The sequence below is a fragment of the Capnocytophaga sp. oral taxon 329 str. F0087 genome (assembly GCF_000213295.2).
In the GTDB taxonomy this organism is placed as follows: Bacteria; Bacteroidota; Bacteroidia; order Flavobacteriales; family Flavobacteriaceae; genus Capnocytophaga; species Capnocytophaga leadbetteri_A.
In genome coordinates this window covers 91162-113873 of sequence record NZ_KN389983.1, presented here as the reverse complement: position 1 = coordinate 113873, position 22712 = coordinate 91162, and the positions used below count along the sequence as shown (strand labels likewise).

At 37.8% G+C, this 22712-nt stretch carries 19 protein-coding genes; 10 read left to right on the top strand and 9 right to left on the bottom strand.

The annotated features are described in order from the left end of the window. The 4 genes from HMPREF9074_RS12255 to HMPREF9074_RS00490 form a co-directional block, all read left to right on the top strand. A partial coding sequence (locus tag HMPREF9074_RS12255) for a hypothetical protein (protein ID WP_034539224.1) occupies positions 1-668 on the top strand: 668 nt, incomplete at its 5' end. 7 nt (positions 669-675) lie between these two features. Next, positions 676-954 carry a hypothetical protein gene (locus HMPREF9074_RS00500; protein ID WP_009392148.1) on the top strand — a complete coding sequence of 93 codons (279 nt, stop codon included), beginning with the start codon at positions 676-678 and terminating at the stop codon, positions 952-954. 7 nt (positions 955-961) lie between these two features. Continuing rightward, positions 962-1648, top strand: a complete 687-nt coding sequence (locus HMPREF9074_RS00495) for a hypothetical protein (RefSeq protein ID WP_009392149.1) — start codon at positions 962-964, stop codon at positions 1646-1648. A gap of 4 nt (positions 1649-1652) precedes the next feature. After that, positions 1653-2243: a hypothetical protein gene (locus tag HMPREF9074_RS00490; protein ID WP_155846615.1), complete on the top strand. Its 591-nt coding sequence runs from the start codon at positions 1653-1655 to the stop codon at positions 2241-2243. 94 nt (positions 2244-2337) lie between these two features. Here the strand turns inward: HMPREF9074_RS00490 and HMPREF9074_RS00485 are convergent, their stop codons facing one another. The 4 genes from HMPREF9074_RS00485 to pta all read right to left on the bottom strand — a co-directional run bounded on the left by HMPREF9074_RS00485 (position 2338) and on the right by pta (position 8388). Further along, a complete protein-coding gene (locus HMPREF9074_RS00485; protein WP_009392151.1) occupies positions 2338-3285 on the bottom strand; it encodes a DUF4421 family protein in 948 nt (315 codons plus the stop codon). Next, on the bottom strand, positions 3285-4676 hold the full coding sequence (locus HMPREF9074_RS00480; protein WP_009392152.1) for a type III PLP-dependent enzyme domain-containing protein: 1392 nt from the start codon (positions 4674-4676) through the stop codon (positions 3285-3287). Before HMPREF9074_RS00480 ends, HMPREF9074_RS00485 begins: the two co-directional genes overlap by 1 nt. A gap of 337 nt (positions 4677-5013) precedes the next feature. Next, positions 5014-6219: an acetate/propionate family kinase gene (locus HMPREF9074_RS00475; protein WP_009392153.1), complete on the bottom strand. Its 1206-nt coding sequence runs from the start codon at positions 6217-6219 to the stop codon at positions 5014-5016. 93 nt (positions 6220-6312) lie between these two features. After that, complete coding sequence (gene pta, locus HMPREF9074_RS00470) at positions 6313-8388, bottom strand: phosphate acetyltransferase (RefSeq protein WP_009392154.1); 2076 nt, start codon at positions 8386-8388, stop codon at positions 6313-6315. Positions 8389-8753: 365 nt separating this feature from the next. Here pta and fbaA point away from each other — a divergent pair, with 365 nt between their 5' ends. The 3 genes from fbaA to HMPREF9074_RS00455 all read left to right on the top strand — a co-directional run bounded on the left by fbaA (position 8754) and on the right by HMPREF9074_RS00455 (position 12135). Further along, positions 8754-9821 (top strand): class II fructose-bisphosphate aldolase, encoded by a 1068-nt coding sequence (gene fbaA, locus HMPREF9074_RS00465; protein WP_009392156.1) that lies wholly within the window; start codon positions 8754-8756, stop codon positions 9819-9821. A gap of 147 nt (positions 9822-9968) precedes the next feature. Beyond that, on the top strand, positions 9969-10685 hold the full coding sequence (locus tag HMPREF9074_RS00460; protein WP_009392157.1) for a Bax inhibitor-1/YccA family protein: 717 nt from the start codon (positions 9969-9971) through the stop codon (positions 10683-10685). A gap of 184 nt (positions 10686-10869) precedes the next feature. Further along, positions 10870-12135, top strand: a complete 1266-nt coding sequence (locus HMPREF9074_RS00455; protein WP_009392158.1) for a carboxypeptidase-like regulatory domain-containing protein — start codon at positions 10870-10872, stop codon at positions 12133-12135. 49 nt (positions 12136-12184) lie between these two features. Here HMPREF9074_RS00455 and HMPREF9074_RS00450 read toward each other — a convergent pair whose 3' ends face one another. Then, positions 12185-12796 carry a fumarylacetoacetate hydrolase family protein gene (locus HMPREF9074_RS00450; RefSeq protein WP_009392159.1) on the bottom strand — a complete coding sequence of 204 codons (612 nt, stop codon included), beginning with the start codon at positions 12794-12796 and terminating at the stop codon, positions 12185-12187. Positions 12797-12957: 161 nt separating this feature from the next. On the opposite strand from HMPREF9074_RS00450, the gene HMPREF9074_RS00445 reads away from it, so the two are divergent. Further along, positions 12958-15303 carry an alpha-ketoacid dehydrogenase subunit alpha/beta gene (locus HMPREF9074_RS00445; RefSeq protein ID WP_009392162.1) on the top strand — a complete coding sequence of 782 codons (2346 nt, stop codon included), beginning with the start codon at positions 12958-12960 and terminating at the stop codon, positions 15301-15303. 10 nt (positions 15304-15313) lie between these two features. Here HMPREF9074_RS00445 and HMPREF9074_RS00440 read toward each other — a convergent pair whose 3' ends face one another. Next, positions 15314-15709 carry an RNA-binding S4 domain-containing protein gene (locus HMPREF9074_RS00440; protein ID WP_009392164.1) on the bottom strand — a complete coding sequence of 132 codons (396 nt, stop codon included), beginning with the start codon at positions 15707-15709 and terminating at the stop codon, positions 15314-15316. An 87-nt stretch (positions 15710-15796) separates the two neighbouring features. Between HMPREF9074_RS00440 and HMPREF9074_RS00435 the strand changes: the two genes are divergently transcribed. Both HMPREF9074_RS00435 and HMPREF9074_RS00430 read left to right on the top strand, forming a co-directional pair. Next, the gene (locus HMPREF9074_RS00435; RefSeq protein ID WP_009392166.1) at positions 15797-16633 is read left to right on the top strand and encodes an FKBP-type peptidyl-prolyl cis-trans isomerase; all 837 of its coding nucleotides are present in this window, start codon (positions 15797-15799) and stop codon (positions 16631-16633) included. 3 nt (positions 16634-16636) lie between these two features. Continuing rightward, complete coding sequence (locus HMPREF9074_RS00430; RefSeq protein ID WP_009392168.1) at positions 16637-17326, top strand: CDP-alcohol phosphatidyltransferase family protein; 690 nt, start codon at positions 16637-16639, stop codon at positions 17324-17326. Here HMPREF9074_RS00430 and HMPREF9074_RS00425 read toward each other — a convergent pair. The 3 genes from HMPREF9074_RS00425 to HMPREF9074_RS00415 are packed head-to-tail and all read right to left on the bottom strand — an operon-like array spanning position 17309 to position 22635. Further along, a complete protein-coding gene (locus HMPREF9074_RS00425; protein ID WP_034539221.1) occupies positions 17309-19234 on the bottom strand; it encodes a ComEC/Rec2 family competence protein in 1926 nt (641 codons plus the stop codon). The two genes, HMPREF9074_RS00430 and HMPREF9074_RS00425, sit on opposite strands and share 18 nt — an antisense overlap. Beyond that, positions 19231-20058 carry a C40 family peptidase gene (locus HMPREF9074_RS00420; protein ID WP_009392173.1) on the bottom strand — a complete coding sequence of 276 codons (828 nt, stop codon included), beginning with the start codon at positions 20056-20058 and terminating at the stop codon, positions 19231-19233. Before HMPREF9074_RS00420 ends, HMPREF9074_RS00425 begins: the two co-directional genes overlap by 4 nt. A 12-nt stretch (positions 20059-20070) precedes the next feature. Next, complete coding sequence (locus HMPREF9074_RS00415; RefSeq protein WP_009392174.1) at positions 20071-22635, bottom strand: ATP-dependent Clp protease ATP-binding subunit; 2565 nt, start codon at positions 22633-22635, stop codon at positions 20071-20073. Between the last annotated feature and the right edge of the window lie 77 nt (positions 22636-22712).

Below are 22712 nucleotides of genomic sequence, written 5' to 3'. Positions count from 1 at the left end.
CTAATGATGCTAAGGTGTATTATCAATTTCCTAACAATGAGCGACAGCTGCTACCCAATGAGGTAACGCACTTTAGTACTAAAGCACTGCATATAATAGATAGTGAAAGGTGTATAGAGAGTGTAGAGGTACGCAATCAGCCTGTAAAACCTAAAACAGATTTTTATATTTACGGTTTTCAAGAAGATACATTTATTGTAAAGCTAAAGGGTAGAGCAGAGCGTATAGAAGTAGCAGATACTCTTAGCGAGTTGCGCACTAGAAAATTGGTAGTGAAAAATCCTGATGATTATTTAGCTAAATTTTGGGTGAATGAGGTAGAAATACCTATAGGTAAAAAAGCTGAGGTATGTGCATTACAGACAGATACCCTATCTTATTCAATACACGGAAAAGCTGCAGAACGCAAGGCTGTAACCCTATATGAAGATACCTTACTAATTCAGTTGCCACAGCAAGGTAATAGTTCTACTGCTTCTGATAAATCAAATTGGGAAGACCTCTTGCTTTTTGCTGTATTAGCTCTTATTATAGGTGGAGTAGGAGGGTATGCTTTCCGAAATTATACTTATAAAGAAGAACTACAGCAAAAACAACAACAGTTAGACGATACTAATGCTCTTTTAGAAAAAGAAAACCAAAAGCTCTTTAGCTTGCCTACTAAATAATAAGACAATGAACAAGAAGAAAATATACCTATTTATAGCCACTTTCTTAGGCTTGCTTATCGGCTTTGTAGCTGGTTATTATTACGTAGATAACGAGGCGAAAGACCTTCTTAGTCAGAAAGATAAACAGATAGCAGAAGTTAATAGTCGATTAGAGAATGTACGCTTGCAATACAGAGCCGCAGAGCAGCAAGCGGCACAAGTTGCAGCAACTACTACAGTTACTACCTCTGCTACTACAGCGGTAGCTACGCCTACCCAAGTCCTTACTAAAAAGAAAAAATGATACAGCTATGACAGATAATAAACGCACTCTATACTTTATGCTTAGTGCCTTAGGCATAGCTGCTGTGATAGCACTCTATACATGGCTTTCGGGTACTGATTTTAGCAGTACTCCTGAGCAAACAACTGTAACGGCTGGTGAGGAGGTAGCTCAAACTATCAAAAACCAGATAAAAGCCTTAGAAGTACATAGTATTACTCCACAACAGTACAATAACCTACGTACTGAGATAATAGGCTATTATCAGCAACAAGACATCACTGAAGACCTTAAGGATACTTATCTTAGTCAGCTAAATGATACTTATACAGAGCTTTCATTTGCTAAAGTACAAGACCTCTTGCTACAAGACCCTTTGCCTGAAGAGGATATACAGAAAATACTTACTCATCTTACTACTCTAAAGGCAGATAAGAATAAAATAGCAGAAGTGAAGCGCAAGATACAATGGTACCATTATTTTACTCAGACATTGCCAGCTAAGGTGGATACTTTTATAGAAAAACCTTCGTCAGAATTTAATACAGAAGAGTACGAAAAGCTACAAGAAGAGGTATCAGAACTTAAATATACAGAGTTTGAAGTATCGGCTACTGTAAAACAAACACAAGAAAATAACTTGCAAAAGCTGAAAGAGGCATATGATCATTATCGCCTTTATAAAGAAAGAATGTACGATATTTATAACGATTGAAAAAATGAAAAAGCTCCTATTCTTTAGCACTCTACTACTCTCGCTGTTTGCTAATGCTCAGCATATAGATGATAAGTACTTAGCTGCAGCAGCAGAGCATAAAAAAGGAAACTATCAAAAGGTAATAGACCTATTGCAAAACGAGAATTACAGACAAAATTTAGATGGCTTTTACTTGATGCTTCAGGCACATTACGCTTTAGTAACCACCGACTATCAAACAGATATAGCGCACTTTAACTTTAACCGACTAGTAGAGCTCCGCACTATGATAGATGATTATCTGAAGGTAGCTCAAAATCCTAAAGGAATAAAAACAGTACAACAACAGCAAAAGGAACTGCTAAATTATCCAGCAACAGAAGCTACCTTTAATGAGATACGCAGTCAGTTAGTAGGTAAAAGTCAGTTGCAAGATATTAAAATAGCCCTTTCTAAGCTCAAATTTGACAAAGTAATAGCTTTAGTAGATGAGTATGCTACCGATGGCTACGTGCCTGATTATGAATTAGCTTATCACAAAGCGATAGCGGAGTTTAGAAAGGTAAAACTACACCGAAAAACAACTACCAAAGAGCAGAAAGAACAAGTATAGCAAGAACTGAAAAACTATAGAGATACCTATCAAAGAAAAAACATCCTTTATGACCAAGCCATAAAAGATGCTATTAGAAAATTGTAATAATGGGTTACATACCCAAAAGTCTTGTTACTTTATTGTTATATCCTGATTTGATACCGAATTGCCTTATATAACTTATTTTGAAAGTACTTGTATTGATACCTAATAATTCGTTATCTTTGAAGAAAAGACGTTTATTATTATGCAGTATAGAAAAGTCTGCTGTCCAGCGTGCTCTGCTATAGCTTATACCTCCATCTACACGGTAGTTAAAGTAATTATTTACTTTCATTTGGCTTAAACGATCAGCATCGCCACCGAGGTAAAAGCCTAACCCCATTAGCATTCGCAGGGTAAGGTGAGGATACAATTCAATTGTACTTACTGCCCCTCCACTTATACCAGCTTGTATATGTCTGAAAGTATCGTTTTTCTCAGGGGTAATGAGTGGCATTATCACCTTATGGTAGTAAGCTCCTCCGCCTAAATACCAACTAAAAGATGGAGTAAGCAAACTGCCATCAGAAGCAAATATATTCTTCAATGATTTTTCTTCCCAATTTGTAAAGTATAGCATTTCAGCCCCAACTTGTTGTATGCGGGTATCCTCTAATAGCTGTACTTTCCCCTTATGTCGATAGTAAAAACCTTTATAACTTTGGTAATAGAGGTCTAACAGATACTTTTCGCTGAAGAAAGAGTGAAGCTGAAAGTCGAAATACTGGGTTTTGCCATAAGTATGCTCATTGCGTAGAGGCATTATACTTTTAGCGTAATCAATGCTTATATAAGTGTTATAAATGCCTAAGCCTATACCAGCTGTTAGGGGATAGTTGGGCAACACCGATTTGTTGCCCAAAATCTCATTACGAGGACTATCTTCTACATCTACCGAAAGGTAATTGATACTCAGCGAAGGCTTTAACCACATTTGGTAATGGCGACTCTTCTCTGTATCGGTATCTTGCGCTTGTAGTACCCCTATTGATAAAAGGAATAATGCTATATACTTCATTAGTAGCCCAATATCTTCAGCATATCCTCAGCTTTTTGTTGCTCCATAAAGAGGCGAGAGGTAATTTTACCGTCTTTATCTTTATCGATAAGCACTATTTTAGGCTGCGGTATAAGGCAGTGTTGTAGTCCGCCAACCCCACCTATACTATCTTGATAAGCTCCGGTATTGAAAAAACCAATGTATAGTGGTTTGTTTTTGTTATACTTAGGTAGGTAGATGGCGTTCATATTCTGTTCGCTGTTGTAATAGTCATCGCCATCGCAGGTAAGACCACCTAATAATACGCGTTCGTACTCATCATTCCAACGATTGATAGGCAGCAACACAAAGCGCTTGTTTATAGCCCAAGAGTCGGGTAGGGTAGTGATGAATGACGAGTTAATCATATCCCATTTTTCGCGGTCATTCTGTTGCTTTTGGTACATAATCTCATAGATAGCTCCTCCTGCCTCACCTACTGTGAAACTTCCGAACTCAGTAAAGATATTAGGTACCGGTACTTTCTCTTGGTCGCAAGTGATTTTTATTTGGCGAATAATTTCATCTACCATATAGGCGTAATCGTACTCAAAAGCTAATGAACTCTTGATAGGGAACCCTCCGCCAATATTGAGGCTATCAAGTTCTGGAGCAACTTTTTTAAGCTGTATATATACGCGTAGACACTTCAGTAACTCATTCCAATAATAGGCATTGTCTTTGATACCTGTATTGATAAAGAAGTGCAGCATTTTTAGGCGCACTTTAGGATTGTCTTTAATTTCTCGATTGTAGAAAGGAAGTATATTTTTATAGCCAATACCCAAACGACTGGTATAAAACTCAGAACGAGGGTCTTCTTCTGAAGCAATGCGAATACCGATGCTGTATTTGTCTTTTATTTTCTCTTCAAATAAATTGATTTCTTCGTAATTATCAATAATTGGGATACAGTTGTGATACCCGCGATTGATAAGGTCTGCAATACCATCAATATAGGCATCGCGTTTGAAACCATTACAGAGTATATGACTTTCTTTATTGATGAGTCCTTCGCTGATAAGGTTGTTGATAATATTGATATCGAAAGCTGAAGAGGTTTCCATATGAATATCATTCTTTAGCGCCTCTACCATCACGTGTTTGAAATGTGAGCTTTTGGTGCAATAGCAATAGTTATACTCACCTTTGTATTTATGTTTTTTGATAGCTTTTTCGAACCACTTTTTAGCACGCTGTATGTTCTCTGAAATCTTTGGTAAGTACATAAATTTCAGAGGTGCACCATATTGGCGTACTAACTCCATTAGGTCAATATTATGAAAGCGAAGTTCATCGCCATCTAAGGTAAATTCATCTTGTGGGAAGTAATAGGTTTGGTCAATTAGGTCGATATATTTATTTTTCATTTGAACTCAGTATACTTGTTAATTATTAGTTATTAAATTTAAAAGGAAACAAATAATCAATCTGGTTCAAATACGGAGAGGTGAAAGGCTTTTAGCCTTGAACTTACTTTGCAAGGAATGAGTACGTGCAGAGTGAAAATAACTTAAAAATAAGATGTTCATTTTAGACAACTAAGGTTTTAGCAATTAAATTATTTTATAGTTCAGCGATAGTACATTACTACCCGCGTGCAAAATTAAATATTATTTTTGAATTACAATATATATTGCATAAAAAAAACTTTGCCAAAGGTAATAATTTCTTTGGCAAAGTTACTAAAAAAGTAATTTTTAAGAGTTATTTTACTAAATCTACAATCTCATTTACGATTTGCAATTCTTCATTAGTAGGGATGATGAGAATCTTTACACGACTGTCAGCCGCTTGTATCTCTACTGGTTTGGTAGGGTGATTGAGCTCTTCGTTCTTCTTTTCATCGAGTTTGATACCAAAGAAATCTAAGTGCTTACAAGCAAATGAACGAGTAAGCGCATCGTTTTCGCCTAAACCTGCAGTAAATACAATACTGTCTAAACCATTAAGAGCAGCGGTGTAAGCCCCTATAAACTTCTGAATACGGTAGCCGTACATCTCGTAGCAAAGGGCAGCATTAGCATCGCCTTTGTGGTATAGCGCTGCTACATCGCGGGCATCAGAATGACCTGTAAGCCCAAGCATACCACTCTTCTTGTTAAATAATGTTTTTACTTCTTCATAGTTCATACCTAACTCTTGCCCTAAGAAGAACGCTACAGAGGCGTCTATTTGTCCGGTACGTGTACCCATAATAAGTCCGTCGAGAGGGGTAAGCCCCATAGAAGTATCTACGCATTTACCTTCCTCATTTACAGCCGCCATACTTGCTCCATTTCCTAAGTGAATGGTGATATTTTTGATGTGCGGATTATTGAGGTATTTACGCGCTTGAGCATCTACATATTTATGGCTGGTGCCGTGGAATCCGTAAGCACGCAATCCGTATTTTTCGTAGTACTCGTTAGGAATAGCATAGCGGAATGCTTTAGCTGGCATTGTTTGGTGGAAAGCGGTATCAAACACTGCTACGTGGGTAGCTTTGTCAAAAAGTTTTTGAGCTACACGTATGCCTTCTAAGTGACCAGGGTTGTGCAAAGGCGATAGAGGAATAAGGCGTTTGATTTCAGCTACTACCTCATCAGTAATTACGGTAGGTTGTACAAACTTCTCACCTCCGTGTACTACGCGGTGTCCTACCCCTTTGATGTCGCTAGGATTTTGGATAACGCCTACTTCGGGGTCAGTAAGAAGGTCTGCTACCAAGTTCATACCTACCTCGTGAGTAGGGATAGGTTGCTCTTTTTTTACTTCAACCTCTTTGCCGTTTTTCACAGCTACATATTTCACGTAGCTACCGTCTATATTGATACGGTCTACGATACCTCTAGCTTTTGATTCTCCTGTTTTAGAATCAATTAGTTGATATTTGAGAGATGAACTCCCTGAATTAATGATTAATATTTCCATTTTAGTTCTTAGTGTTTCGTTAGTCTTTAGTTGTTAGTCTTTAGTCGTTAGCAAGTAACTCTATTCTAACGACTAAAGACTAATAACTAAATATTAAAATTCAGATTGTATAGCTGTGATAAGTACAGTGTTGTAAATATCAGGGATGAGAGCCCCGCGACTTAGGTCGTTTACAGGTTTCTTCAATCCTTGTAGCATAGGGCCTATGGCTAAACCACCAGTTTCGCGCTGTACAGCTTTATAGGTGTTGTTACCAGTATTGAGGTCTGGGAAAATAAGTACATTAGCTTGCCCTGCTACAGGTGAATTAGGCATTTTTTGTTTACCTACTTTAGGATCTACGGCAGCGTCATACTGTATAGGTCCTTCTACAAGTAGGTCAGGGCGGCGTTCTTTTACAAGAGCTGTAGCCTCGCGTACCTTATCTACATCGGCACCACTACCAGAGTTGCCAGAAGAATAAGAAAGGAGGGCTACCTTAGGCTCGATACCGAAAGCGATAGCAGAATCGGCAGAACTGATAGCGATGTCAGCCAATTGCTCAGCAGTAGGGTTAGGCACAACCGCACAGTCGCCGTACACCAATACACGGTCGTGTAAGAGCATAAAGAATACTGATGAAACGGTGTTTACGCCAGGTTTTGTTTTTACGAATTGCAATGACGGACGGATAGTGTGGGCTGTAGTGTTTACGGCTCCTGATACCATACCGTCAGCATCACCTAAGAATACCATCATTGTACCGAAGTAAGAGGCATCGAGCATTAGGTCTTTAGCTTGAGAAAGTTCAAGTCCTTTGCTTTTGCGCAATTCATATAATTTTTCAGCGTAGGCTTCGTATTTATCACTTTCAGCAGGATTGATGATGTTTATGCGTTCTTCGTTCCATTTTAAACCCAAAATGTTCTTAGCACGGGTTTTGATAGCTTCGGGTTCGCCCAAGATAGTGAGGTAAACCAATTCGTCTTCAGCCAATTGAGAAGCCGCAGTAAGAATACGGTCGTCAGTACCCTCAGGGAGCACGATGCGTTTTTGTCCGGCACGTGCTTTTTGCACCATATTATATTGGAACATACGAGGGGTGATAGTTTCCGATTTGAAAGAAGCAATGCTGCTGTTTAGCTTGTCAGCATCTACATTTTCGTCAAATAACTGAAGAAGCATTTTTACCTTTTCAGTATTTTCGGGGTAAATGTGTGCTTGAGTATTACCGATGATGTTAGCCGTTTCGAAAGTATCAGTTTTAGCTACCATTATAGGAATATTCTTTTGGATACCATCAAAAATCTTACTCATTGAAGGGTTAAGAGTTAGGTCGCCGTAGAGCACTACTCCTTTGATGTTAGAGAAGTTAGAATAGTTGGCTACCAAAGAGCCTGCAATAAGGTCGATACGGTCGATAGGAAGTATAGCAAGAGTATCTTCGTGTAGTTTAGCTAAATAGTTAGACAGCTGCATAGCTCCTACCATAGTGTGTTTGGTAGTAACATCAATATTATCGCCTTTGTAAAGGAATTCAGCTTTTAGGGCATTGGCTATCTCGCGAATAGTAGGGCGAGAAAGCTCTTCTTTGCGCGGAATGATAGTAAAGGTAGTGTCTTTGAAACGTTGTTCTAAACGGCTGATAGTAGCCGCAGTAGCGTTAGTAGCTTTGTTTACAAACACGCTGAGCACGCGCACGTCTTTTTCTATAAAATTGTTTAGAGCGGCTTGTACTTGGTTGGCAAGTTCGTCTTCTGAAGTGAAGTTGTCTTTAAGTACAACTAATGCAGGGATGTTAAGGCTTTGCGCTACAGAGGCGTTGAAGTTTACATCGAAGTAGCTATCATCTACAGCGCTTGAGCTATCAACCAATACAAAGTCGAATTTGCTTTCTAAGGCTTTGTATTTTTTGATGATGGTGTCGTACACTTCGCCTATATTGCCTTCGTTTTTAAGAGCAATAACCTCTTGGCGAGTATAAGCATACGCTTCATCATAACTCATATCAAGCTTAAAGTGCTCTAAAACGGTTTCGATGAAAGTATCTTTTTTAGATTTACTTTCGATGATAGGGCGGAAGTACCCCACCTTGGCAGTATTGCGCATAATCATCTGCAATACCCCCAGCGTTACTACTGACTTACCACTGTGGGCATTGGCAGCAATAATATAAACTGACTTGTTCATCTTTTATATAAAATTAACTATTTTAGTGTTTTACAGTATTGGTGGCAAAGATACGAAACAATTATTAATTAACAAGAAATAAATAGATTTTTTTTCAGCGATGGTTAATAGATTAATACTTTATAAGTAAACATTCCAGAAGCTTCTAATTTATCTAACTTGTTCTACCTTTTAATAGATATACAAACGATATAGGAACGATACAGGAACGATACAGGAACGATACAGGAACGATACAGGAACAAGCCTCTCTTTAAATAAAACTAAGAAATAATTTGTTTATTTGTTTTTTTGTTTTTACCTTTGCGGTCAAAATATGAAGAAGGTCTCGTTGACGATTGAAATTAAATTATTTATATAAAGAAATGGCACATAACATTAAAAAAGGCGTTATTCTTGGTAAAGAAGTACAAGAAGTATTTAAATACGCCAAAGAAAAAGGTTTTGCACTTCCTGCAGCCAATGTGATTAGTTCTAACTCTATCAACGCGGCTTTAGAAACAGCAGTAGCTGTTAATGCCCCTATGATTATTCAGTTTTCTAATGGTGGTGCTCAGTTTATGGCTGGTAAAAGCATCTCTAATGACGGACAACGCGCCTCTATATTAGGAGCTGTATCAGGAGCTAAACACGTGCATTTATTAGCTGAAGCTTATGGTGCTTCTATCATTTTGCATACTGACCACTGCGCTAAGAAATTGCTTCCTTGGCTTGACGGTATGCTTGACGCTTCAGAAAAACACTTTAAAGAAACTGGCAAACCTCTCTTCAGTTCACATATGATTGACCTATCAGAAGAGCCTATCAAAGAAAATATCGAAATTTGCAAACGCTACTTAGACCGTATGAGCAAAATGGATATGACTCTTGAAATAGAACTCGGTATGACTGGTGGTGAAGAAGATGGAGTAGACAACTCTGGCGTAGAATCGCACAAACTCTTTACACAACCTGAAGACGTAGCTTATGCTTATGAAGAACTTAGCAAAGTAAGTCCGCAATTTACTATTGCAGCTGCTTTTGGTAACGTTCACGGGGTGTACAAACCAGGAAACGTAAAATTAACTCCAAAAATTTTAAGAGACTCTCAAGACTACGTTTCTAAGAAATACAACTTGCCTCATAACTCTCTTGACCTTGTATTCCACGGAGGTTCTGGTTCAACCCTTGAAGAAATACGTGAAGCTATATCATACGGTGTGGTGAAAATGAATATAGATACTGACCTACAATACGCTTTCACTGAGGGTATTCGTGACTATATGAAAGCTAAAGCGGCTTACCTACAAGGACAAATAGGTAACCCAGAAGGTCCTGAAGCTCCTAATAAGAAGTATTACGACCCACGTGTATGGCTACGCGAAGGTGAAAAAACATTCGTGGCTCGTTTGAAAAAAGCTTTCGAAGACCTTAACAACGTAAACACACTTTAGTAGTTTGTTTTCATAACTGAAACACTATATTTTTTGACTTTGCCAAAGGTATTTCCCTGACACTTCCCCGTGTTATTCCCCTTCATTAAGCCTTTGGCAAAGTTTTTGATATAATAGAATGAAAAATACTTTTAAAATAATTATATTATGAGTTATAACAACAATTACAACACCAATTACCAAAATCCGCAGATAGTGAACTATGCAGCTACTGATGCACAAGCTGAGTTCTACCGCAAGACTTATACCCACGTAGCCCTAGCTCTTTTGGCTTTTATAGGGGTAGAAGCTGCCTTGCAAAACCTTATACCTAAAGAACTTATCTTTTCGATGGTCAGAGGTAAGTTTGTATGGCTATTTATCTTAGGAGGCTTTTGGTTGGGCTCTATCTTGGCTAATAAATGGACACAAGCACAAGATAAAAGCACTCAATATATGGGCTTGGGTATTTATGTGCTTTTAGAAGCTATTATCTTTTTGCCTATTATTAAGATAGCGCTGCTTTATACCGGTACAGCTATTCTATCGCAAGCTGGGATTATCACTTTAGCTCTTTTCGGAGGACTTACCGCAGTGGTATTCCTTACTCGCGTTGATTTCTCTTTTCTACGTACTATATTAGTGGTAGGAGGTTTTGTGGCTTTAGGGCTTATAGTAGCAGGAACTATCTTTGGTTTTGACTTAGGACTTTGGTTTTCAGTGGCTATGGTGGCTTTGGCTGCAGGAGGTATACTCTACGAAACCTATAATATTAAAAACGCCTATAGCACTGACCAATATGTGGCAGCAGCTTTGCAGCTATTCTCTTCAATAATGCTTCTTTTCTGGTATATACTCAGAATATTGATGTCGAGAAGAAACTAATTCTAAAGACGAAAAATTAAATACAAAAGACGAAAAACGGTAAGTGCCGTTTTTCGTCTTTTGTATTTAATTTCTTGTATTTCACAAAAATATAAGAAGGAGATATAAAGTTCGTTAATTATTTTTTTGTTACAGTGAACTTATTTAATTTTGTGTCATTATAAATAACAAACTGTAAATATTGATGTTTAAAGAAGTTTTAAAAGGCATTATAGCCACTGTAGTAGCTTTGTTTCCATTAACTCTCTTTTCACAAGAAGTGCTTTTTTCAGCAAAAGTGGTGGAGAGTGAAACTGATACCCCTATTTATGGAGCTGTGATTACTGTAAACGATAGTGTTTTAGCTTCAACAGATGATAATGGTATTTTTAAAATAGCTATAATACCGCACTCTAAAAGTAAAATATGTATCACTCATATAGCTTATGAGCCTATTTGTTTTGAAAATACTGCTAAAATACCCTCAAAAATAGTCTTGAAACCCCATATCACACAATTGGAAGAGGTTGTAGTCTATCGGAAAAAAGATTTTGATATAAAAGATTTTGTGAAAAGAATACGAAAGGTTTATAAAAATACGATGGAGAGTGGTTTTTCGGTACCGTTTAAGGCGAGAAAACTTAATTTTGGCGAAAAAGGTATGGGCTATACAGAGTTAGACGGACGAGGTATTTTTGCAAGTCTTTTGAATACTAAAATTTTTGATATGCCTACTTTTATAGTTTGCCAAGCGCGATTTATAGAGGTTGCATATCCAGACCCTTTTTCTTTAAGTAAATATAATTTTTATATAGCTAATCACCCTCTAAAGAAAAGTAGTTATTATAATTTTTGGTTAGAAGCTACTGAAAATATCAATGGTAAAGCCTATTGGGTATTATGCTACAAACTAAAAAAGAAGATAGTAAATGAAACTCGCTATTTTATACATTCTGAAGGGAAAATGTGGATAGACTGTGATAGTTATAAACTCAGTAAGGAGTGTTTTTCTATAGCTTTTGAAGAAAAATCTCTAGTAGAAGGGGATATTTTTTATACCCCTATAGATGGTTATCTTATTACGAATAAAATATCATTTACGTTAAAGAATTATCAGTCAAAAAGAGATATTGCTCATATTCTATTAGATTTCTATATTCCACAAAATCGTCAGTTATATAAAAACTTGGTAACTCCTGAACTGTTAGCATGTTCACGAAAGAAGATAGTATACGATAAAGATTATTGGCAAAAGTACCCTATAGAAGAAGGGAGTTGGCATTATAAGGAGATATTATTGGCTGCAGGGAGTAGTACTCTTACACAAGCTTTTGAAGCTCCTAAAAATACTACCGCTTATAAAGAATTGGACGTTTATAATAAGAGGTGTAAAGGTGCTATAAAGAGAGCAAGTAGCTCTAAAGAAGAAAGACGAGAACTGAAAAAAGAAATAGAAGAAGAAGAGTACTAAAGACGAAAGACGAAAAACAGCGCTCACTGTTTTTCGTCTTTTGTATTTATTAGCGGATTTTTATTTTGAAGTTAGATTTATCATCTAAAAAGGCTTCTAAGGTGTCGCCTGCTTGTACTTGGGCTACGCCTTTTGGGGTGCCGGTGAAGATAAGGTCGCCTTTGCGTAGGGTGAAATAGCGAGAGGCTTCGGCTATAATTTGGTTAAAGTGCCAAAGCATATTTTCGGTATTGCCTGCTTGTACGGTTTTGCCATTATTTTCTAAGCGAAAGTTCAGATGATTTAGCTCAGGCAATTCGGTTTTAGGTATAAAAGTACCCACAATAGCTGAGCCATCGAAAGCCTTTGCCTTTTCCCACGAAAGGCTTTCTTCTCTGAGGGTTTGCTGTAGGTCACGTGCTGTGAAGTCGATACCTAAGGCAATTTCATCATAATACTTATGGGCGTATTTTTCGGCAATACACTTGCCATTCTGATTGATTTTGAGTACAACCTCTATTTCGTGATGCAGGTTATGCGTAAAATCTGGTATATAATACGGTATTTCGAGGTTGTGAAGTGCTGTGTCGGGCTTCATAAAGAGTACCATTTCTTTGGGTATCACTCCGTCAAACTCTTTGATATGGTCGGTATAGTTTTTTCCTACACAAATGATTTTCATAGTTCTACTTCTGTTTTTTTTGTTATTAGCGCACAAAGATAAAAATAAAAATGCTAATTATCTTGTTTATTCATAAAAAAAGTAATACATTTGCCCATTGCTTTTTAAAGAGTAAAGCAAACCACTTTATTATTTTTTCAAACTATTAAAGAGAAGAACTAATGAAAAAAGAGGATATTTTAGAAGACTATAGTATTGCCCTTATCAGTCGCGAATGCAGCTTAATGGGTAGGAAAGAAGTACTTACAGGTAAGGCTAAATTTGGTATTTTTGGCGACGGTAAAGAAGTACCACAAGTGGCTATGGCACGTGCTTTCAGAGAAGGTGATTTTCGCAGTGGTTACTATCGCGACCAGACTTTTATGATGGCTATAGGGGTGCATACTGTTGAACATTTTTTTGCGGGACTTTATGCACACGCTGATATAGAAGCTGACCCCACTAGTGCAGGTAGGCAGATGGGAGGGCACTTTACCACCCATAGTCTTGATGAAAATGGCGAATGGAAAAACCTATTGAAACAAAAGAACAGCAGTAGTGATATTTCGTGTACAGCAGGGCAGATGCCACGCTTATTGGGCTTGGCTCAGGCTTCGAAAGTATATCGCGCACTACCTAACGCTGCAGCTGAAGGATTTTCAGACCACGGTAATGAGGTAGCTTGGGGTACTATAGGCAACGCTAGTACCAGTGAAGGGCATTTCTTTGAGACCCTTAATGCCGCAGGGGTGATGCAAGTGCCGATGGTAATGTCGGTATGGGATGATGAATACGGTATTTCGGTACCGAAGGAATATCACACAACCAAAGAAAGCATTTCTGAAGTGATGAAAGGCTTTGTACGCGATGATAAGCACGCAGGTATAGAGCTAATGGTAGTAAATGGTTGGGATTATCCGGCTTTATATGAGGCATATCAGAAAGCAGCTGCCATAGCACGTGAGCAACACGTACCGGTATTGGTGCACGTGCGCGAACTTACGCAGCCCCAAGGACACTCAACCTCAGGTTCTCACGAACGCTATAAGAGTGCTGAACGCTTAGAATGGGAAAAAGAGTTTGACTGTATCAGTAAGATGCGTGAGTGGATTTTGGCATCGGGGTATGCTACTGAAGAAGAGTTAGCAACTATAGAACAACAGGCTAAGAAACGAGTAAAAGACGGTAGAAAGAAAGCGTGGGAAGCCTATACTAAGCCAATGGAAGCAGAAAGGCAGCAATTGATAGCTTTACTCAACCAAATAGAGCCTAATAATGAATACGCAGCGTCTTTGGCTGCAGCCCCTACGCTCTTGCGAAAAGTAATACTCAACACCGCGCGCAAAGCCCTCAGACAATGGGTAAAAGAACAACGCGAGGTAGGAGTTCTTCGCTCTTGGATAAATGATTATTTGGCAATAAATGAACCTAAATATAGTAAATACCTTTATACAGAAAGTGCCCATAGCGCGCTAAATGTTAGTGAGGTAGCCCCTGTGTATAACCCTGATGCTGAGCTGGTAGACGCTCGTATAGTAGTAAGAGATAACTTTGACGCCCTTCTGACTAAGTATCCTAACTTATTGATATTTGGGGAAGATGTTGGTAATATAGGTGATGTAAACCAAGGATTAGAAGGATTGCAGAAGAAATACGGAGTGACCAAAGTATCGGATACAGGGATACGTGAAGCGACCATAGTAGGGCAGGGGATAGGTATGGCGATGCGCGGCTTGCGCCCTATAGCTGAAATACAGTACTTAGACTATATACTCTACGGACTACAAACCTTAAGTGATGACTTAGCATCGCTGCATTACCGTACTTTTGGGCGACAATCAGCTCCGCTAATTATCAGAACACGCGGACACCGTTTAGAGGGTATTTGGCACGCAGGTTCACCAATGGGAATATTATTGCACGCCTTACGCGGGGTTTGTATCCTCACCCCAAGAAATATGACCAAAGCAGCAGGCTTCTATAATACTTTATTGCAAAGCAATCAGCCTGCGGTAGTGGTAGAGTGCTTGAACGGTTATCGTCTGAAGGAAGCTATGCCAACTAACCTCACCGAATTTACCACTCCTATAGGGGTAGTAGAAACCCTGCGTGAGGGTAAAGACCTGACTGTAGTATCGTACGGCTCGACCTTGCGCATCGTTACAGAGGTAGCAGATGAGTTATCGGCACTTGGTATAGAGATAGAAATTATAGATGTACAGTCGTTAGCACCTTTTGACTTGCGACACGACATAGTGAAGAGTATACAGAAGACCAACAGATTATTAGTAGTAGATGAAGATATGCCAGGGGCTACTTCGGCATACATTTTGCAGAAGATAGTAGAAGAACAAAACGCTTATCAGTACTTAGATAGTGCACCGCAAACATTAGCAGCGGGTAATCACCGTCCGGCATATGCTACTGATGGTGATTATTTTTCTAAGCCTAATGCTGATAGTATTATTGAGAAGATATACAGCATAATGCACGAAGCGAATCCGCATAAATATCCAAAATTGCTATAAGCCCTGTGGCTTATAGCAATTCGTCATCGGTATCTTCTTGAAAGTCGTTTAGTAGGTTGTCAATAGCACGTCTATCTTTTTTGGTAGGGCGGCCTTCTCCTTTCTCGCGATAGTAATCTTGAGCCAGTTGCTGTAGTTCAGCTTGCTCAAAAGCTTCAGGAGGCGTATTGTCTTGTCGGTAGAGATTTACCAACTTAGCTCCTACGCGGCTTTCAGGTATATCAAGTACCTCTAATTGGTAGTTGATTTGGTTTTTACGCACTGTGATAGAGTCGTTTTTATAAACTTCTCTTGAAGGTTTTACCGTTTCACCATTGATTCGGATATGTCCTTTTTTGCAGGCTTCGGTGGCGATATTACGCGTTTTGTAATAACGAACGCACCATAGATATTTATCAATTCGCATATTTATAGAAAATTTAAAATCATAATAGGCGCAAAAGTAAGAAATAATTTTGTATCTTGCGCCCTAAAATTAAGACAATATTTTTATATGATAAACAAAATTATATTCAGTATCAGTGTGATAGGGCTACTCTTTGCCGTATCTTGTAAAAAAAATGATAGCAAAACCGCTACCCCTCCGCGCGATGTAACCGAAGTGAGAAATGAAAATAATGCAGCAATAGAGAAGTTCCTCAAGACCCATAGCTATACTTTTTCGCCTACTGCGACCATTTCGGAAACCGTAGTTTTTACAACTACCAGCAATACAGCAGATGCTATTTTTAATAATAGCAACTTAAAACGTTTGGAGTTAGATGTATATGATGCTAATAGCCAAAGAGTGCGCCATACGCTTTATTATATGATACTACAGGAAGGCGTTGGTACGACTACTACTATAGCCGATTCGGTATATGTGAACTACAAAGGTCAGCTACTTGACCTCAGTGTATTTGACAAGACAGAAACTCAGTCACTCTCTTATTGGATGGATTTGATTGGCAATATAGTTACACAACGACCTGCAGGTACTATTAAAGGTTTTAGAGAAGGAGTTGCCCTGCTGAAATCGTCTGCTGATAATAAACTTTCAAATAATACAGATGGTACACTAAATGCGCCTACTGATGGAGGTATAGGAGTATTCTTTATTCCTTCTGGATTAGGGTATTTTAGCAATACACAATCGAAAATACCTGCTTACTCGCCTCTTATCTTTACAGTCCGCCTCATTGCTACTCGCCGAGCAGACCACGACCACGATGGTAAAAAATCAATAGACGAAATAGTACGCGATCCTTATGGTATTGTAACCTATCCAGACTGCGATGCTAAAAAAGATAGAACTTACTTGCCTGATTATTTAGACGCTGATTGCAAATAACAGATGAAGAGACATATTCCTAATATTATTACTTTGTGCAATCTGCTATGCGGCTGTATAGCAGTGATATATGCTGCGGGCGGGAATGTATATGTAGCTGGAGGATGGGTGCTATTAGGTATCTTTTTTGATTTTTTTGATGGCTTTTTTGCTCGCTTACTAAAGGTAAAATCAGAAATAGGACTGCAATTAGACTCATTGGCAGATATGGTGACCTCAGGAGTAGTACCTGGTATAGCTATGTATCAAATGCTACAGCTGAGTGATATGATGGAGAGTGCTAATACTTGGGTAGTATATCTGCCTTATGTAGGTTTTTTTATTACATTGGCTTCGGCTTATCGTTTGGCTAACTTCAATATAGATACACGGCAGACAACAGGCTTTATAGGGCTTCCAACACCTGCGAATACATTGTTTATTATTTCATTAGCAGTAATACAAAATACTGGTACGGTAGCCTTATTGCATAGTACTTGGGTATTATTAGTAATAACTATAATGAGTAGTTATCTGCTAAATGCTAATTTGCCTTTATTTGCACTGAAATTTAAGGATTATTCCTTTAAGAATAATGCTGTGAAGTATATATTTTTAGCTATTAGTGTATTGCTGATAGCTATACTGAAAGTGATAGCAGTACCTATTATTATTTTGCTGTATATTTTACTTTCTTTAATAACGAAGAGATAAATCTTGCTTCATTCTATCTAAGTTAATCTTAGGAGTTTGTTGCACAAAGATAACACTATCAATAACTACTTGCTTAGAGGTAGGGTATATGCCCAGACTATCTATAAGCAAGTAGTTTTTTTCTTTAAAGTGTAGTAGGTAAGGCATTTTTTGTAATGAAATATCGGTAATACCTCCCTGTTTAATATAGTTCTTCAGCATAGGACTTAGTGAGAGAGTATCATTTTGAAAGACTTTTAGTTGCTGTCCCTGCCTAATAGCAATAACTTTCTCTTTGTATTTGCTAAAGATGAGCATCTCTTGGGTAGTGGATAGTTGGTATTTATTATAAAAGAGCACTACTTGCATGATAATGATACTTATTAAGATAGCTTTTACAGCTCTTTGGTGTTGGTAGTGTCGCCACCAGATGATGGTTATAACAATTAACAAAGAGGCAATCAACATAAGTGTGTTGAACTGTATGTTGCGAATGATAAAGAACTCTTGTTCGGCTATGAGTCGTATTAATGTGTTCATAAGCCATATTAGTTTTTCTGTGATGAGTACCACAATATTAGGTAACCCCACTGTAGAAGCTAATAGTAAACAGAGAATGCCAAGAATGAGAATAGGTTGTAATAATGGTACTACCACTATATTAGCAATAAAGAATAAGATAGAAAATTGATGAAAATAGTATAAACTAATAGGTATTACTACTATTTGAGCTGTAAAACCTACCGTTACTAATGACCATATGTATCTTACATATTTATTTTCTGGAAACCACCAGCATAGAGTAATTGGGTAAAAGGTTAATATAGAGAATACAGCAGCATAACTGAGCTGAAAGCCTACATCATATAGGTAGGAAGGATTGATAAGCAATAAGAAAAGCATAGAGAGCATAAGTGAATCAAACCGTCCTCCTTTATCTCGAATAAGAAGAGAGAAACCAATAAGATTGAACATCAGGGTAGCACGTAGTACAGAGGGAGAACAGCCTGCTATTAGTGCAAAAGCCCATAAACCTATTGATAAGATTAGGTAGCGGATAAGTCGGTAAGATAAGAGCGTATTGGGTATTTTTTGTAAGAAGAAAAGTAGTATAGAGGTTATAATACCTACGTGTAGGCCTGAAATGGCTAAGATATGTACTGCACCAGCATCTACATAGTTTTGATAGAGTTCTTCATCTAAATCATTGCGTTTTCCTAATAAAAGCGTTTTTAGTACAGAGGCACTTTCATTATTGAAATGTTTATCTATAGTAGTAGCTAAATAGTTGCGTAAGTATTCTATATGGCTTTTTATATCTCTGTGCTTATTATTTTTTTCAATATGCCCTACTGATTGTACATAAGCACGCCAATAGATACCTTTCCGCTTCATATACGTCTTATAATCAAACTGATAAGGATTTTTAGGAGGATTTATAGGTTTGCACTCTGCTATGAAAAATAATTCATTATTAGGCTCTATTGTTTTTATAATATTAGTGCTAATTTTGGAAGGGAAAAAACAAAGCATCTCACCATTTACTTTCTGATGGTCTGCAGATATTACTTTAATTTTAAAAGTAGTGCCGAAGTCTGTTTTAGCAGTTTGTTCTATCACGCGGGCGTGTAATAGATAGTATTGATTAGGAGAGAGTACCTGAGTATAGTGATTTTTATCAGCAATAGGAGAACGTAGAGCTACTATAAATATACCTACACTTACTGAAGTAAGAAAGGTGTGTAGCATAAGTCCGTGCCGGAAGTAGTACCTTTTGGTAAATAAAAACTGGTGAATAGCTAAAGTTACAATTGTAGAACAACAGACGCTTAGAGCTATAAAAAAAGAGGGTAACACTATGTTAGTAATAGTGATACCCCCTATTATTCCTAATAATATTGTTAATATGAAAAGATTTACAAATCTCACATCACTCGTTTTGCAATACGGAAAGCTTTCTTATAGTAAGCATCACTAAGTGAAGAAATAACGACTCCTCTTTTAGAGGAAGCATGAATAAATTTAACTTCTCCACCATCAACATCAACAACTAAACCTACGTGTGATATTCTATTTTTTCTTAAGGTTTTAAAGAAAAGCAAATCACCTACTTGTACGTTTGATAACTTGATTTTCTTTCCTTGTGTAGCCATCTCTTGTGATGAACGAGAAAGAGGTATCTCTATAGATTTAAAAGCTGTACTTACAAAGCCTGAGCAGTCCATTCCTTTGCGTGTAATACCTCCGTGTCGATAAGGAGTACCTAAATAGGAAAAAGCAGTATCTAAAAGTATCTTTTGTTGTTGAGTATCAGCTTTGCTTTCTGATAAGGCTGTGAGTGCAATATCTATACTTTCGTTCTCTTCTTCCTCTTCTAAAAGTTCTTCATCTTCTAAATCATCTTGTATATCTTCTGCTTTAGTTGTGTTCTCAGCATATTGAGTAGGGGCAATAGTCTTTTTGGTGGCTTTCCTTCTTTTAGCAGAAGCTACAGTTTTTCTTTTAGCATTATGCCGTACAGCTACTTTGCGCTTTTGAGCTATTTTATTATTTTTTTTACTAGCAACAGTCTTACTGTTCTTCTTTTTAGGAGGAGAGTAAGTCTTTTTCTTAGGATTTCCTTTGTTTGTTAACGTTGTTGCTACTGTAACAGTTGCTTTAGTTGCTATGTTTTCTTTTATATTCGTACTTTCGGTGAAAGACGATAAACTGAATAATAGTATAAATAGGCTTAAAAGTCTTAAAATGTGCATAATTACATAGGTTTAAATGAATATTTTTTCTTTTTGTTTTATCATAAGAGTTTCTCCCTTTGTATCTAAATCAAAGTCGATACTATCTCCTTGCTGTATGTGATTAGAGACAATTTCTTCTGCTAAAATGTCTTCTACATACTTTTGAATAGCGCGTTTTAGAGGTCGTGCTCCGTACTGCTTATCATACCCTTTTTCAGCTATAAAGTTCTTAGCTTTTTCGCTTAATTGTACCTCATATCCTAAATCTTTGATGCGTGAGTAGAGCTTAGATAGCTCAATATCAATAATCTTAAAGATATTTTCTTTGCTAAGCGGATTAAAAGTAATCACATCATCAATACGGTTTAAGAACTCAGGTGCAAATACTTTCTTGAGAGCATTCTCTACTATTGACTTCTCATTAGCTTCTGATTGAGCCATTCTAGCTGAAGTGCCAAAGCCTACTCCTTGTCCGAACTCTTTTACTTGGCGCGCACCAATGTTAGAAGTCATTATGATGATAGTATTTCTAAAATCAATTTTTCTACCTAAGCTGTCGGTTAAGAAACCATCATCTAATACTTGCAGTAGCATATTGAATACATCAGGATGTGCCTTTTCAATCTCATCTAAGAGTACTACTGAATAAGGCTTGCGTCGCACTTTTTCTGTAAGCTGTCCACCCTCTTCATAGCCGACATAACCAGGAGGGGCTCCGATGAGGCGTGTAGTTGAGAATTTTTCCATATACTCGCTCATATCTATGCGAACCATTGTATCTTCAGAGTCAAATAACTCTTTAGCCAATACTTTAGCCAATTGGGTTTTACCTACCCCTGTTTGCCCTAAGAATATAAATGACCCAATTGGTTTATTAGGGTCTTTCAGCCCTGTACGGTTGCGCTTAATCGCTTTAACCACCTTTTCTACCGCTTCGTCTTGTCCGATGATTTTCGACTTCATAATGGCTGAAAGCTCAGCGAGTTTGTTCATCTCGGTTTGTGCAATACGGCTAACAGGTATACCGCTCATCATCGAAACAACATCAGCAATGTGCTCTTCAGTTATTACATCGCGGTGTAGCTTAGAGTCTTGATCCCATTTTCGGTTTAACTCAAGTAACGAATGTTCTATTCGTTTTTCGTTATCGCGTAAGTGGGCAGCTTCTTCAAATTGTTGGCGAGAAACAGCATCATTTTTAGCTCTGGTAGCTTTTTCTAACTGTTCTTCTACTTCCAATATATATTTTGGAATTTTGAGCTGTGTAATGTGTATTCTCGATCCTGCCTCGTCAAGAGCATCAATAGCTTTGTCGGGTAAATATCTATCAGTTAGATAACGGTTCGTGAGCTTTACACAAGCCTCTAAAGCCTCATCACTATAGATTACATTGTGATGTTCTTCATATTTTCCTTTTATATTTTTAAGTATTTGTATAGTCTCGTCTATATTAGTAGGTTCTACCAATATCTTCTGAAAACGACGCTCTAATGCCCCATCTTTCTCTATAGATTGACGGTACTCATCAAGAGTAGTAGCGCCAATACATTGAATTTCGCCACGTGCAAGGGCAGGTTTAAACATATTTGAGGCATCTAAGCTACCAGTGCCGCTACCAGCACCCACTAAGGTATGTATCTCATCAATAAATAAGATAATATCACGGTTTTTTTCTAGCTCGTTCATTATGGCTTTTAGCCGTTCTTCGAACTGTCCTCTGTATTTAGTGCCTGCTACTAATGACGCTAGATCGAGGGTAACCACTCTTTTGTTATACAATACTCGTGCCACTTTTCGCTGCACAATACGCAATGCCAATCCTTCAGCTATAGCACTCTTTCCTACTCCTGGTTCTCCTATTAGCAAAGGATTGTTTTTCTTACGTCTTCCTAATATTTGTGATACCCGTTCTATTTCTTTTTCTCTTCCTACTACAGGGTCTAATAAACCTTGTTCAGCTAATAAGGTTAGGTCTTTTCCGAAATTGTCGAGTACTGTTAGTTTGCGTTGCCCTAAGGGAGCATTGGGGTTTTGCGGACTTCTGAAAGGGCGTCCTTCGTGAGGAAGTCTATAGTCACGCTCGTATTCTTCTACTTCGTTTGTAGGCGGAGTAAAAGTAGTGGTAGCTGTAGGGGTGGGAACATTTATTTGAAAATTGTCCTCACGTATAGGTTGAAACTTAGCTTTTACACTGTCGTAAGTTACTCCTAACTTATTAAATACCCTTGTAGTAGGGTCATTCTCATTGCGCAAAATGCTTAATAATAAATGCCCTGTATTTATAGTTTCCGTTTGAGAACGCTTTGCTTCTAAGTAGGTAGCTTGCATAGCTCTTTCTGCCTGCACTGTGAAGTGAATGGCATTAAAATTAGGAGGATTTAACCCTCTTGCCGAAGTGAGGGTGTGGATATGTTGCCGTAGTCTGTCCATATCAGTATGCAGACTTTGCAGTATTTCTATCGCTTTACCTTCACCTTCTTGTATCATTGCCAACACAAAGTGCTCAGTGCCTACGCTCGATTGCCCCAGCCGCACTGCTTCCTCTTTGCTGTATGTGAATATCCTTTTGACTCTTGGTGAAAAGTTGTCGTTCATAATTTATAAATCTCCTCTTGTATTAAAATAAATCTTTTATCGATTGCAAAAATTATTCCAATTTTTTTGCCTCATCT